Origin of the sequence: Streptomyces siamensis, from assembly GCF_039543605.1 — a bacterium.
In the GTDB taxonomy this organism is placed as follows: Bacteria; Actinomycetota; Actinomycetes; order Streptomycetales; family Streptomycetaceae; genus Streptomyces; species Streptomyces siamensis.
Genome location: NZ_BAABKB010000004.1, coordinates 1 through 13,943, shown reverse-complemented (window position 1 = coordinate 13,943; position 13,943 = coordinate 1). Strand labels below are relative to the sequence as shown.

General features: G+C 70.3%; 13 protein-coding genes. 5 read left to right on the top strand and 8 right to left on the bottom strand.

The features are described 5' to 3' along the window. The first annotated feature begins 57 nt into the window (after window positions 1-57). Window positions 58-456, top strand: coding sequence for a beta-propeller fold lactonase family protein (locus tag ABEB03_RS10065; protein WP_345644856.1), 399 nt, complete (start codon window positions 58-60; stop codon window positions 454-456). Here the strand turns inward: ABEB03_RS10065 and ABEB03_RS10060 are convergent. Then, entirely contained in the window at window positions 395-1,204 is an 810-nt protein-coding gene (locus ABEB03_RS10060) for a universal stress protein (RefSeq protein ID WP_345644854.1), read from the bottom strand. The two genes, ABEB03_RS10065 and ABEB03_RS10060, sit on opposite strands and share 62 nt — an antisense overlap. A gap of 218 nt (window positions 1,205-1,422) precedes the next feature. Continuing rightward, entirely contained in the window at window positions 1,423-2,649 is a 1,227-nt protein-coding gene (gene fdhA, locus ABEB03_RS10055) for a formaldehyde dehydrogenase, glutathione-independent (protein ID WP_345644851.1), read from the bottom strand. Between the two features lie 382 nt (window positions 2,650-3,031). Here fdhA and ABEB03_RS10050 point away from each other — a divergent pair, with 382 nt between their 5' ends. Continuing rightward, the gene (locus tag ABEB03_RS10050) at window positions 3,032-3,670 is read left to right on the top strand and encodes a hypothetical protein (RefSeq protein ID WP_345644848.1); all 639 of its coding nucleotides are present in this window, start codon (window positions 3,032-3,034) and stop codon (window positions 3,668-3,670) included. Between the two features lie 127 nt (window positions 3,671-3,797). Here the strand turns inward: ABEB03_RS10050 and ABEB03_RS10045 are convergent, their stop codons facing one another. Next, a complete protein-coding gene (locus tag ABEB03_RS10045) occupies window positions 3,798-4,013 on the bottom strand; it encodes a hypothetical protein (protein WP_028805659.1) in 216 nt (71 codons plus the stop codon). A gap of 183 nt (window positions 4,014-4,196) precedes the next feature. Further along, window positions 4,197-4,955, bottom strand: coding sequence for an SDR family NAD(P)-dependent oxidoreductase (locus ABEB03_RS10040; protein WP_345644825.1), 759 nt, complete (start codon window positions 4,953-4,955; stop codon window positions 4,197-4,199). A 174-nt stretch (window positions 4,956-5,129) separates the two neighbouring features. Between ABEB03_RS10040 and ABEB03_RS10035 the strand changes: the two genes are divergently transcribed. Further along, the gene (locus tag ABEB03_RS10035) at window positions 5,130-6,035 is read left to right on the top strand and encodes an AraC family transcriptional regulator (protein WP_345644823.1); all 906 of its coding nucleotides are present in this window, start codon (window positions 5,130-5,132) and stop codon (window positions 6,033-6,035) included. Window positions 6,036-6,356: 321 nt separating this feature from the next. After that, on the top strand, window positions 6,357-8,528 hold the full coding sequence (gene helR, locus ABEB03_RS10030) for an RNA polymerase recycling motor ATPase HelR (protein WP_345644821.1): 2,172 nt from the start codon (window positions 6,357-6,359) through the stop codon (window positions 8,526-8,528). A gap of 117 nt (window positions 8,529-8,645) precedes the next feature. On the opposite strand, the gene ABEB03_RS10025 is transcribed toward helR, so the two are convergent. The 3 genes from ABEB03_RS10025 to ABEB03_RS10015 all read right to left on the bottom strand — a co-directional run bounded on the left by ABEB03_RS10025 (window position 8,646) and on the right by ABEB03_RS10015 (window position 11,694). Next, a complete protein-coding gene (locus ABEB03_RS10025) occupies window positions 8,646-9,950 on the bottom strand; it encodes an MFS transporter (protein ID WP_345644819.1) in 1,305 nt (434 codons plus the stop codon). A 302-nt stretch (window positions 9,951-10,252) separates the two neighbouring features. Continuing rightward, complete coding sequence (locus tag ABEB03_RS10020; RefSeq protein WP_345644817.1) at window positions 10,253-11,119, bottom strand: RNA polymerase sigma-70 factor; 867 nt, start codon at window positions 11,117-11,119, stop codon at window positions 10,253-10,255. Continuing rightward, window positions 11,116-11,694: a carboxymuconolactone decarboxylase family protein gene (locus tag ABEB03_RS10015; protein WP_345644815.1), complete on the bottom strand. Its 579-nt coding sequence runs from the start codon at window positions 11,692-11,694 to the stop codon at window positions 11,116-11,118. The genes ABEB03_RS10020 and ABEB03_RS10015 overlap by 4 nt, the downstream gene beginning before the upstream one ends. A gap of 381 nt (window positions 11,695-12,075) precedes the next feature. Between ABEB03_RS10015 and ABEB03_RS10010 the strand changes: the two genes are divergently transcribed. Beyond that, window positions 12,076-12,909 carry a hypothetical protein gene (locus tag ABEB03_RS10010; RefSeq protein WP_345644812.1) on the top strand — a complete coding sequence of 278 codons (834 nt, stop codon included), beginning with the start codon at window positions 12,076-12,078 and terminating at the stop codon, window positions 12,907-12,909. A gap of 93 nt (window positions 12,910-13,002) precedes the next feature. On the opposite strand, the gene ABEB03_RS10005 is transcribed toward ABEB03_RS10010, so the two are convergent. Then, the coding region (locus ABEB03_RS10005) for a nucleotidyl cyclase domain-containing protein (protein WP_459115350.1) at window positions 13,003-13,943 on the bottom strand (941 nt) is incomplete at its 5' end.

Here is a 13,943-nt window from a genome sequence, read left to right as displayed (position 1 = left end):
TGCCATCGCTTGCGGCTCCGGTCCGCAGCGCAACACGTTCGGCAGGACCTCTCCTTCGTGGCTGAAAGACAGGTGAGGCACGGAGCGGAAGCGCACCCGGGCGCCACGTGTGGGCGGCGGTACGAGGCACCGACACCGTCACCGTCCGGGACTCTCGACGTGGCCCGTGAGCATGTGGAGCCGGTCGCGTCGGTGCGCTGCGGAGGGCGACGGCCGCGCGATCTGGCCCTGCGCCCCTCCGGCAAGCGCCTGTATGCGGCCAACGAGCACTCGGGCGACGTCACATGGCTCGACGTCGACCTCGCGACCGGCATCCCGCATCGCGCAGGTTCGCCGCCGGTCCCCGCGGCCTCCGGCATCGTCTTCGCCCGACGTGCGCTCACACGGCCCCCGGTCACGCCTTGTTGCGGACGACGGCGACCGGGCAGTGGGCATGGTGCAACAGCGCCTGGCTGACGGACCCCAGGAGCATCCCGGAGAAGCCGCCGCGCCCCCTGGCCCCGACGACCAGCAACTGGGCGTTCCTGCTCGCCTCGATCAGGACGCTGCGGATCTCGCCGCTCAGCACCTCCTGTCTGACCTTGACATCCGGATACCTCTCCCGGCGACCGGCGATGGCCTGGGCCAGCAGGCGCTCCGCGGTCTCCACGCCCGTACCGGCCGGCGCGTGGTCCGGCAGCCAGGCGTGCACGGCGACGATCTCGACTCCACGCAACTCCGCCTCGGCGAGCGCGAAGTCGACCGCCCCGTCCGCCTCGGGGGAGCCGTCGACGGCCAGCACGATCGGCCCGGCGTCAGGTGCTTCCTCGCGGACCACCAGAACCGGACACTCGCTGTGGGCGGCCAAGGAGACCGCGGTGGAGCCCAGGAGCGTGCCGACGAAGCCCCCTGTGCCCCGGCGGCCGACGACCAGGAGGTCGGCGGCTCGCGACTCCGCCACCAGGACCGATGCCGCATCGCCGATGAGCATGCTCTCGGTGACCTCCAGCCCAGGCGCGACATTGCGGGCATGCTGTGCGGCGTCACGCGCCAGACGATTGAGCGGCGACGGGTCCAGCGGCGCGTACATCCCCCCGACCGGCCAGGTGAAGGCATGCACCACATGGAGCCGCGCACGCCGCCGCTCGGCTTCCCGGGCGGCCTGTATCACCGCGACGTCACTCGACGACGAGCCGTCCACGCCCACGACGACCAACCTGCCCATTGCTCCTCCATCATTGCTTCAGCCTTCGCACCCCCATCAACCACTCCAGCTCCAAGCCTTACTCCTGCCAGGCATCGTCGCCAGCCGACCGGGCAGCCGGTGGCGATGACGAATCGCGCGCCGTCCGTTCCGCGCCGCCGCCCCTGAGCCGTCGTCAGGCTCAGGGGCGGCACGGCTGCGTCCCCCGTGTCAGGCGCACGGAGCGCTTCCGTGTGTCGTCAGACCGGCCGCACGCCCGTCAGTGCACCGCTGGGGTCGAGCACATACTTGCGTGCCGCGCCCTGGTCGAACTCGGCGTAGCCGCGCGGCGCGTCCTCAAGGTCGATGACGGTGGCATTGACCGCCTTGGCGATGTGCACCCGCTCGTGCAGGATCGCCATCATCAGGCCTCGGTGGTAGCGCATCACCGGGCACTGGCCCGTGGTGAAACTGAGGCTCTTGGCCCAGCCGAGACCGAGCCGCACCTTCAGGGTGCCGCTTCGGGCGTCGTCGTCGACCCCGCCGGGGTCGTCGGTGACGTACAGGCCCGGGATGCCCAGGGCTCCGCCCGCGCGCGTCAGGCCCATCACCGAGTTGAGCACGGTCGCCGGCGCCTCCCCGGCGTCCGGGCCGTGCGCCCGTGCCTCGAAGCCGACGGCGTCGACCGCGGCGTCCACCTCCGGTACTCCGAGGATCTCCGCGATCTGGTCCTCGACGGGACCGCGCGACACGTCGACGGTCTCGCAGCCGAAGGCCCGTGCCTGGGCGAGGCGTTCGGCGTTCAGGTCGCCGACGATCACCACGGCCGCGCCGAGCAGTTGGGCCGATGCCGCCGCGGCCAGACCCACCGGGCCGGCCCCGGCCACGTAGACGGTCGAGCCGACGCCCGCGCCCGCGGTGACCGCGCCGTGGAAGCCGGTCGGGAAGATGTCCGACAGCATGGTCAGATCGAGCAGCTTCTCCCGCGCCTGATCCGCGTCCGGGAACCTCAGCAGGTTGAAGTCCGCGTAGGGGATCATGACGTACTCGGCCTGTCCGCCGACCCAGCCGCCCATGTCGACATAGCCGTAGGCCGCCCCCGGACGGGCAGGGTTCACGTTCAGACAGATGCCCGTATTGCGCTGCTTGCAGTTGCGGCACCGCCCGCAGGCGATGTTGAACGGTACGGAGACGACGTCGCCGACGTCGATGAACTCGACGTCCGGCCCCCGTTCGACGACCTCTCCGGTGATCTCGTGGCCGAGCACCAGTCCCTCGGGCGCGGTCGTCCGCCCGCGCACCATGTGCTGGTCGCTCCCACAGATGTTGGTGGCGAGCACCTTGAGGATCACCCCGTGCCGGCACTTGCGGCCGACGTTCTGCGGTGCGACCCCAGGCCCGTCCTGGAGTTCGAGCGTCGGGAAGTCGGTGTTCCTGACCTCCACCATGCCCGGCTTGATGTACGCGACTGCCCTGTTGGAGCTCATGCGTGATCGCCGTCCCTTCGGCTCCACGGTTCTGGATGTCAGTGGCTGTGCGCGGGGCAGAGTCTGCTCTCCGCACCGCCCACTGGCCACCCTTCGCGCGAGGAACCGACCCGCAACCGGGAGTGGCCGGGCGGTCACAGGAAAACCCCGCACATCCACGGCGCGGCGCGTGGCTGCCCGGCACCCGACACCGCTGTACGTCAAGTCCCGTACGCCCGTGTCACGCACATCAGGGGCATGACGGGATTCTGCCTGGCGGGCCTAATGGATACGTGGTTGACGAACCCCGAAGGTCACGACACGAAGGCCGTAAGGGGTGCCGACAGAATTTCCGCCTTTCCTCCTTTCCGTCTTTCCTCCTTTCTCAATGGACGTGATTTCAGTGACTCGCCGTTCCTTCACGCGACGCTTTGTGTTCCTCGCCGCTCCGGCCGCCCTCGTCGCCGGTGCCATGGTGGCGCCCACCAGCGCTTTCGCCGCCCCGGCGACCCCCCGTGCGATCACCATGGACGAGCAGGGGGCCGGGCGCGGCGACCGTCATCACCGCGACACCGGCATGTCCGCGACGAAATGGACGCAGACGAAGGATGCTGCCAGTGGTATCGCGGTGAAGCTGCCCGGAAAGCCCATGATGCGGAAAATCCCCACCGAGAGCGCACTCGACTACCAGGGGCGCGTCTACGCCGTGCGCACATCGGACGGCTTCATGTATTTCGCCGTCTTCGACATCGAGGGAGCCGGGCCGGGTGAACTCTCACAACTCGTCGAGGGCACCCGTCAGGGGATGGCCGAGGACTTCGGCGGTGCCGCCATCACCCGGCAGAAGCACCTCACGAGCGACGGTCATGCCGCCGTCGACGCCCGGCTGAACTCCATGAAGGGCAAACCCGTCGTCACCGTCACGCGCCTTGTCGCCGATGACGAGCACGTCGTCCAGGTCGTGACCGTCGGTTCCCAGGCGCACGAGAAGTCGGTGGACAACGCGCAGGCGCAGGCCGTCGCCAGCCTCCGCTTCCCCTGATCTCACCCCGAACCGTCGACCTGGCTTGCGAGACGCGGCCAGGTCACGGTCGTCGTCACCCCGGCGGCCGGACCGTACGGGACGGGCCGCCAGGACGCCGAGTGCCGCTGATCGAAGAGCCGCTCGACTAGTCGAAGAGCTTCTTGACGACCCGCGCGGCCGCCTCGCTCTCGGCGGCCGCGGGTGACAACTCGCTCAGCGTGTCGAGGTCGGTGTCGGCCTTCAGTTCCTCTTCCCAGGCGGCGGCGAGCTTCTCCTGCTCCTCGCGCGGCTGCTTCTGGACGTACTCCCGGGCCTGCGGGGTCAGAGCGTCGAGGAATCTTTCGACGGTGTCGATGGCCATGCTGTCCTCCTTGATCACGGGATGTGCCGGTCCTGCGGACACTGTCCAAGAGTGATCGCCACGGATGCCGCGCGGTCGGCGCCCTGGCCCAGTTGGACCCGAACGGACGCAGCCCGCGCAGAGGCCGGCTGCTCGACGGCCGGTCGCCTCCAGCATGACAGGCGCCTGGTTCGGCGCCTTGGATCACAGGCTGTAGCCGCCCGACACCTCGATGTTCTGGGCGGTCACCCAGTTGCTCTCCTCGGACAGCAGAGTGGCGATCACCTTGCCGATGTCGTCCGGTTCACCGACCCGGCCGAGTGCCGTCTTCGCCGCGAGCGCCGAGGCGACCTCGGGGAACCGGGCGAAGGCGTCGTCGGCGATCCGGGTACGGGTCGAGCCCGGAGACACGGCGTTGACGCGGATGCCGCGCGTGCTGAACTCCTTGGCCATGTAGCGGGTCAGTACGTTCAGGCCGCCCTTCATCGAGGCGTAGGCCGAATAGCCCGGCTCCGGACCCGACATCGTCGCCGAGCTGCTGCTCGTATTGACGATCGCTCCGCCGTTCTCCATGAGCGGCAACAGCTTCTGGGTGAGGAAATACGGTCCCTTGAACAGAACCCGCATCAGCCGGTCGAACACATCCTCCGTGGTGTCCTCGAACAACGCCGTATGGGCGATGCCGGCGTTGTTGACCAGGTAGTCGAATGTGGTGCGGTTCCAAGTGCCCTGGAGTACCTCGACCACGCGGGCGTGAAAGGCCGGGAAGACGCGGGTGTCGCCGACGTCCAGCGGGAGCGCGACGGCCGTTCCGCCCTCCTTCTCGATCGCGGCCGCCGTCTCCAGCCCTCCTTGCGCGTTGTTTCCGTAGGTCAGGATCACTCCGGTTCCGCGCCCGGCGATCTGCATGGCCGCGCTCTGCCCGATGCCCGAGCTGGCGCCGGTGACGATGGCCACCTTCATGATGTTCTCCTTTTCGGCAGGAAGCCTTTCGATGCCCGGATTTCCTTCTCGTGGATTCCGGTGATTCCATTCAAGCGGCCTGACCTGCGGAATCGGTAGAACAAAGCTCGCGACCCCTTGCACGATCCTCTCGCACACAAGAGACCGCGCCGGGGCGTGTGCTGCAATGGGGGCATGCATCTCGACGAGCTCTGCACCCTGCTGGACCGGCATGCGCGGCCCGACTGGACCACCGCCATCGACGGTGTCCTCATCTCCAAGGTGGAGCGGCCCGACCCGCCGTCGCCGTCGATGTCCGGCACGGTGCTGGCGGTCATCGCCCAGGGCGCCAAGCGCCTCGCGCTGGGCGAACGGGTCCATGAGTACGGCGCCGGTCAGTATCTCGTCGCCTCCGTCGACCTGCCCGTCACCGGACACTTCACCGAAGCCGGCCCCGGACATCCGGCGCTGGGGTTCGGGCTCACCCTCGACCCCGCCACCATCGCCGAACTGCTGCTGCAGGCCGGGCCGGGCGACGCCCCCCGCGCCGGGCAGAGCGCACTGCCGGCCATCGCCGTCAGCGACGCCCCGGGAGAACTGCTCGACGCGGTCGTCCGACTGCTGCGCCTGCTCGATCGGCCCCGCGACAGAACGGTGCTCGCCCCACTGATCAAACGCGAGATCGTCTGGCGACTGATCACCGGCGAACAGGGCGCCATCGTGCGCCAACTCGGCCTGGCCGACAGCAGTCTGAGTCACGTGGCGCGAGCGGTGCGGTGGATTCGCGAGCACTACGCGGAGCCGATCCGGGTCCAGGACGTGGCACGGCTGTCCGGCATGAGCGTCTCCGCCTTCCACCGCAACTTCCAGGCGGTCACCGCCATGAGCCCCATCCAGTTCCAGAAACAGATCCGGCTCCAGGAAGCCCGCCTTCTGCTGGCCACCCACTCCGACGACATCACGGGAGTCGGGCACCGCGTCGGGTACGACAGTCCCTCACAGTTCAGCCGGGAGTACCGCCGCCAGTTCGGCGCACCGCCCAGTCAGGACGCCGCGAACCTGCGCCACACCCCGCCGGTCGGCGCGGGCGCCCTTCCCTAGCGCATCGGGAGCTCCGCCTCGTGCGCAGTGATGAGGAAACAGAAAAGGCAAGGAGAACTCCGCTCCTTGCCACTCTCAACTTATAGCGCACTGGGGGGCTTGCGGCAAGGCCCCCGTCGTCCTGCAGAATCGCTGACCTCAGCCAGAACCTGCAGAAAATGGAGATTCACGAATTGCGTGGGCTTTTGTCAGCCAGTGAGGCATGCGGCCGCGAATTGCGGGCGGCGGAATGCACGCCGCGGCCGCGAGCACTCGACACCGTCGTCCCCGAGCGCGCTTCGGCGTACGTCGCGGGCGCCACCACGGAACGGGGCTGATGACGTGAACCCTTTGACCACCAGTGCGTTCGACCTCCCCGAACGTCTCTCCCCGAAGGCCGACCCGGCGTTGATCGGCGGCGACGAACAGCACTTCGCGGCCATCGCGGAGACCCTGGAGCAGACGATCGCCGAACTGTCCGACCGCCTCGACGCCGAGCTCAAGGCACCCGGCGGCATGGGACGGCAGGCGATGGACCGGGACGCGGAGATCCACCGGCTGACCGGTCGGCTGCGCACCCTGCGCCGCTTCGGTCTGGACCTCTGCCTCGGACACGTCGTCCGCGCGGACGACCCCGAGCCCGTGTACATCGGACGGCTCGGTCTCACCGACAGCACGGGTCGCCGGCTGCTGCTCGACTGGCGCTCGCCCGCGGCTGCACCCTTCTTCGCGGCCACCCACGCCAACCCGGCCGGGCTGACGAGCCGCCGCAGGTACCGCTGGACCGACGGCCGGATCAGCGACTACTGGGACGAGGTGTTCACCGCCGAAGGGCTCGAAGGGCATGCCGCGCTCGACGACCAGTCCGCCTTCATCGCCAGTCTGGGCGGCAACCGGTCGTCACGGATGCGGGACGTGCTCGCCACCATCCAGGCCGACCAGGACGCCATCATCCGCGCCGGATCCCGCGGGGCGCTCGTCGTCGACGGCGGTCCGGGCACCGGCAAGACCGTCGTCGCCCTGCACCGCACCGCCCACCTCCTCTACTCCGACCCGCGTCTCGGTCACCGTCGGGGTGGTGTGCTGTTCGTCGGCCCGCACCGGCCCTACCTGGCATACGTCGCCGACGTGCTCCCGAGCCTCGGCGAGGAGGGCGTACAGACCTGCACCCTGCGCGATCTCGTCGCCGAAGGGGCGACAGCCGCGGTGGAGACCGACCCGGAGGCGGCCCGCCTGAAGGCGTCCGCGGACATGGTGAAGGCGATCGAGGCGGCCGTCAGGTTCTACGAGGAGCCGCCCGCCGAGGGGATGACGGTCACGACCGACTGGGCCGACATCCGGCTCGGCGCGGAGGACTGGGCCGAGGCGTTCCGGGCCGCGGGATCGGGCACGCCGCACAACGAAGCGCGCGACCAGATCTGGGAGGAGCTGGTCACCATCCTGCTGGACAAGTTCGACGGCGACGTCCCGCCCGACCGGTTCAGCAGATCGCTGCGGAACGACAAGGACCTGGTCGACACCCTCAACCGCGCCTGGCCGCTGCTCGAAGCGGCCGACCTCGTCGGAGACCTGTGGTCGGTACCCGCCTACCTGCGGATGTGCGCTCCCTGGCTCAGCCCCGAGGACGTACGCGCACTGCGGCGCAAGGAAGCCCCGCAGGCCTGGACCGTGTCCGACCTTCCGCTCCTGGACGCGGCGCGGCAGCGGCTCGGCGACCCGGAGGCGGCACTGCGCAAGCGCCGGCACGAGGCCGTCATGGCCGCCCAGCGCGAGCGCATGACACAGGTCGTCGACAACCTGATCGAGGCCGCGGCCTCCTCCGGTGCCGACGGTGACGACGGCGAAGGCCTGGTGAGGATGTTGCGCGGCCGGGACGCCGAGGTCAGTCTCGTCGACGAGTCCGAACTGCCCACCGCCGACCGGGATCTGCTCGCCGGCCCCTTCGCGCACATCGTCGTGGACGAGGCTCAGGAACTGACCGACGCGGAGTGGCAGATGCTGTTGCTGCGTTGCCCGTCCCGGAGCTTCACGATCGTCGGGGACCGCGCCCAGGCGAGGCACGGGTTCACGGAGTCGTGGCGGGAACGGCTGGAGCGAGCCGGGCTCGAACGGATCACCATGGCCTCCCTGAGCATCAACTACCGCACGCCGGAAGAGATCATGGCGGAGGCCGAACCGGTCATCCGTGCCGTCCTCCCGGACGCCAACGTGCCGACGTCCATCCGCACCGGTGGCGTCCCCGTCGTCCACGGATCCGTTCCGGAACTGGACGCGGTCCTCGACACCTGGCTCTCCGCGCACGCCGACGGGATCGCCTGCGTCATCGGCCATCCCACGTTCCGTGCGACGCCCCGCGTCCAGTCGCTGACCCCCGAGCTGTCGAAGGGGCTCGAGTTCGACCTCGTCGTCCTCATCGATCCGGAGGACTTCGGCGAGGGCGTCGAAGGAGCGGTCGACCACTATGTCGCGATGACCCGAGCGACCCAGCAGCTCGTGATACTCACGAGCTCCTGACGCCTACCGGGTCCCCATGAGCGCAGCCCGTCGCTCATGGGGACGGGGGACCGCCCACGAGGAAGGAGGCGGTCCCCCGTCCCTCGGTCAGGCGTCTCCTGCCCCGAGCCCGAGCCGTCAAGTGCCCTCCGCGCTCTGCCGGTCAGGTCCCTTCCGCACCTCGTCACCCGCCGCTCGCTCCGAGGCGCCACCCACCGCGCCGCTCTCCTCTCCTCCGGGGCTCGCCAAGCGCCGCTCCAGGGGCCGGACCACCACGCTCGCCGCCAGCGCCAGACCGCCCACGACCACCCAGGGCAGTACCCGGTCCACGCCGTACAGGACGCCGAACAGGCCGGGCGTCACCATGTCCGCCGTCGCGAACGAGTACTGGAACGCGGCGAGACAGGTCCCTCGCACCCCCTCGGGCGCCGCCTCCGCCGAGAGGGCGTTCGAGGCCGGTCCGTGCAGCATCTCGGCCGTCGCCCACAGCAGCATCACCATCGCCAGACAGCCGACCTGCAGCGGCCCGCGTGGCAGCAGCACCGCCAGGGCGGCGGCCGCGCACCACGCCGCCCACAGCCTGCCGGCCCAGGCCATCGCCCCGCCCCGGGAGGTGCGCCGCCGGATACGGCGGGTGGCCTCGGCCGTGCATGTCGCCACGACCGCCGTGGTGATCGTGAGGAAGACGCCCACGGCCCAGCCGGGCGCGTGCAGCCCGCGGACCACGTAGACCGGTGTCGCCACGGCTAGGAAGACCGTGCAGATGTTGAACAGGACGTTCACACCGATCAGTTCCAGATACGGCCGGTTGCGCAGCAACTGGCGCACCCCGTCCGGGAATTCACCGCCGCCCTCGGGAGCCGGCCGCCGCGCACCGCGCACGAACAGCCCGACGGTGACCGCCGCGACGACGAAGGAGATCGCGTCCGCGAGCACCATTCCCCGGTACGCGTGCCGCGAGTCGGTCGCGAGCAGGACGCCCGCGAGCACCGTGCCGATACCGGTGCCGGCCGCCCGGATCATCCCGGCCCGGGCGAACCACTGGTCCTTGGCCTCCCCGTCGGCCTGTTCGGCGATCAGCGTGAAGACCGACGACCAGTACACGCGCAGGCCTGCCGACTCGACCAGCGCCGCGAGGAACAGCGACACCGGACCGGTCACCCCCAGGTACATGAAGAACCCGGCGGCCTGCGACAACTGTCCCGCGATCACCACCGGGCGCGGCCCGATACGGTCGACGATCCGCCCGACGAGCAGCGGCAACAGGAGCGAGCAGGCCGTGGCCGCGGTCAACAGCAGACCGACGTCCGCCTCCGACCGGTCCGTGACGGCGAGGAAGTAGACCATGGACAGCGGGAGGAAGAGCCCCGTGCCGACGGCGTCCACGGCCAGCGCCATCGGTATCGCCCAGGCGGCGCCGTCGCGGACGGTGCTCGTGCGCACTGGGCGGGCCTCCTCGTGTCGGATCACCTGGATCTCCCGGAAGCGGCGGCTCCCGCCCGGCAGGGCAGTGGACCGCATTGCCGTGCGCCGAGGTTCCCCTGCCGCGCGATCCGCGAGTTCAACGTTGTAACCGCAGGTGCGCACCGACGTCAACGGAGTTTCGCGCAGCCCCTGTCGGAGACCGACGACAGCAGGCCGCCGAGCGCGCCCGCCTGGCGAGCGGCAGTCGTCGAGCGGCAATGCGTGTGGTCCGGGCGATCGGAATCGCCCGGACCACCGTCACGATGCCGCAGTGCCGTGAGCTACCTGGCGAGGTCGGCCGGCTCGTCCAGCCGCGTCAGCTTCCGCGGGTTTCGCACCACGTAGATCCGGGTGATCCGCCCGTCCTCCACCGCGAGGCTCACCGCGGACGGTTCGCCGTCGAACTCGATACGCCCGGCCGGCGCGCCGTTGAGCCACACGGACGTCGTCGTGAGCGCGTCGACCACCTGGTTGGCGCGGGCCAGCAGCTCGGCGACCGCCGCGACCCCGTGGATCGGGTCGAGGGCGGCGGCCACGACCCCGCCCCCGTCCGCGATCATGACCACGTCCGGTGCCATGACCTCCATCAGCTCCTGCAACTGCCCGGTGCGCAATGCGGCCAGGAACCGATCCACGACCGCCTGCTGCTCCGACCGGTCCACCTGGACCCGGGGCCGCCGGGCCGCCACGTGTTCGCGGGCCCGCCGGGCGATCTGCCGCACGGTGGCGGCGGACTTGCCGATGGCCTCCGCGATCTCGCCGTACGGCATGTCGAAGACCTCGCGGAGCACGAACACCGCGCGCTCAGCCGGACCGAGCGTCTCGAGGACGGTCAGCATCGCGATCGAGACGCTCTCCGCGAGTTCGACATCCTCGGCGACATCCGGGCTGGTCAGCAGCGGTTCCGGCAGCCACTCGCCGACGTAGTCCTCGCGACTGCGTGACAGCGCCCGCAGCCGGTTGAGCGCCTGCCGTGTCACGATCCGGACCAGGTAGGCCCGCGGGTCACGCACCTGCGCGTGGTCGATGTCGGCCCACCGCAGCCAGGACTCCTGCAGCACGTCCTCCGCGTCGGCAGCGGAGCCGAGCATCTCGTAGGCGACCGTGAACAACAGGCTGCGATGGGTGACGTACGGGTCCTCGGTCATGCGGGCGACGCCACGCCGGACTTCGCCGGGCCTGCGGCCAGCGGGATCTCGCAGGCGTCGGAGAAGCCCTGCGACTGGACGCCGTTCGCCACATTGGCCCTCGTCGCCAGGTTGACGAAGGCGATGTGCGCGGTGAGCTCGACCATCGCCGCCGGGCCGAGCCGGCCGAGCAGGCTCGCGTACATCTCGTCGGTGACGGTCGGCGGCGTGTTCGTCATGGCCTCGGCGTACTCCATCACGTCCCGCTCCAGCGGGGCGAACACGTCCGACTCACGCCAGCGAGGCACCTGGCTCGCCTTGGTCAGGTCCAGGTTCTCGTTCTGTGCCTGGAAGTAGCCGACGTCGAGGCACCAACTGCAGCCGACCTGCGCCGCGACGGCCATGTGCGCGAACGACTTGAGGCTCGCGTCGGCCGAGTCCCAGGCGCCCACCTTGCCTCCGAACTCCAAGTTGGCCCGGGCGACTTCGGGGGTGTGCCACAGCACCTCGACGTTCTCGGGCACGGCACCGAACTGCTTGATCATGTTCTCCTTGAGCTCGGCGGGGAGCTCGGCCTTCGGGACGCGTAGCGTCATGGTGTTCTCCTTGTCCGTGTGCCTGTACGCCTGTGTGGCGGTTCGGCATGAAGACACCGCCCGGCCCACGAATGTGACATCGGACAGCCGCGCCTGACCGTGCCCTGGGGGGTGTGTCCGCCCCGCGGCCGACCGGACGCGCGCTCGTGCGGCGCGCGCCCGGTGCCGCGTGAGCGGTGGCGGACCTGGCGTGTGCCCGGTGCGCGGGGCCTCCCTAGAATGCCGCCGACCAGCGGTTCAGGAGGGGGACTGGTGAGGTGCACGCGGTTCGCGGGGGTCTTGGTGGCGCTCGGTCTGGTGGTGGGCTGCGCAAGCCCCGACGGGCCTGATCCAGGGCCGGGCGGATCCTCCGCACGGCCCGTACGGGTCTCGATGACGTCCGTGCCCGCGTACGATCCGGCGGACCCCCGCCCGGTGCTCTCCCTGGACGCGGACAACGACGCCGGACCGCGGACCGGTGTGGTGGTGGAGGTCCGGGTCGGGCGTGCACACCCGGGCGATCGCCTGCCGACCCTGGAGCAGAGATCCGGAGTGTACGACTGGCGGCCGGTTCACCTCACCCCGGACGGACCGGGCGCGACCGGACGCTTCCGCATGGAGGTGCGCTCCGGTTCCACCCTTGCCTTCCTGCGCGTCGATCCCCATGTGCGGGCGCGGGGCCAAGGCGATGCCGTCCCTGTCGACCTCACCATGAAGGACGGTGCGCGTGTACTCGCCCGCAGGCATCTGGCCGCCGCACTGACCACCCTTTCCATCGTCCCGACCGACATGGACGCCCCCGCCCGACTCGTGCGCCGGAACGGCCGGTGGGCCGAGTTCGACTACACGATCACCAATCACTCGCGCAGCGACTATCCCAGGACACAGGTCGAGGCCGACGTCGTCTGCGTCCCTGGCCCCGAGCCCTGCCCTCGGGAAACCGGGAAAGGACGGGAGAGCAAGGGCTTCCGCGCCCAGTGGTACGACGGCACCGGTTGGCGGACGGTCATGCCGGACGGCGACCTGTCCCTCTCCCGCACGCTGACCCTGCCGTTCGTGGCGCTTCCGGCCGGCGCCGCCCGCACGTTCCGGTTCCGGATCGCGGTGGATCCGGGAGAGTTGGACAGTGTGTTCATACGGGAGCTGCAACTCCACGTCGGCGTCGGCGGCACGGCGTCCGGTGCCTCGGAACGCTCCCACGCCACCGCACCGGCCGACAGCTTCTCCCTCCGCTGACGCAGGTGCTGCCGAAGACCTTTGGAAGCGAACGGTGTTGTCGGGCACCGCCCGCTCCCACGCTTCCGGTCGGTCGTGGCGTGCGCGAGGGAGCTATCCCCGTCGGCCGGACGGAGGAGGCTGCGACTCGTGACGTGCGGTCAACTCGTAGTCCTCGTCCCGGCCGGTCGGCCGCTGACGGTCGCGCAGGCCTGGTTCCCTGCTCTCTCGCCGGCCCGCTGCCCGGACTCTCTGCTGTCGTGCGGCCGTGGTGAGGAGCCGATCCGGATCGGGTACCCCCGGCACCGACACCCAGGCGCGTATCCCTTCGTCGGGTGGGCCGTCGACGGTGACTTGGGCGTAGTCGACGGCGGTGGCCGGCTGGAGGACGGAACGGAAGGTGGCGTCCGAGACCAGGAGGGCCAACGGGGACCGGGGCTCGGCACCGAGCGCGTCCGTGAGTACCGGAGCGTCGATCATTCTGGCGACCTGGTTCAGCGCGGCCCCGGTCCATCCCCGGTCGTCGCGCGCCACCGGACCCGTGTGCACCGCTGCCCGCAGCCGCAACTGTCCCTGGGGCGAGGCCAGTCGATTGTGGTGGCGCAGCTCCTCCTGCAAGGCGCGAGGCAGGGTGTCCAGCACTTCTGCCAGGGCGACGGACGGCGGGAAGAGTGCGATCAGGCCGTCGCCACGGTCCTCGACACCGACGCCGTCGGGCTGAATGCCGTACGACCGGACGGCGTTGCCGAAGATCTCGTGCAGCCTTCTCCGCAGGTAGCCCTGCACAGGTGTGCTGGAGCGGGCGAACTGCTCGATGTCCAGCGCCAGGAGCGTGCACCACGTCGGGGGTTCGAGACCTGGCGCGAGGAGCAGCCCGGTGCGCGCCTGACCGCGCGACGGCGGGCGGAATTCGCCTATGGTCCAGGAGCGCCGGCCCGGTGGGGCGGCGCTCTCGAACGCGAGGGCCGGTGTCGCGTCGCCGCCTTCGGCCGCCGCCTGGGCGTCGGCCTCGCGGGACTTGATGACCTGCGCCTGGTGCTGCTCGAAGCGCTGCT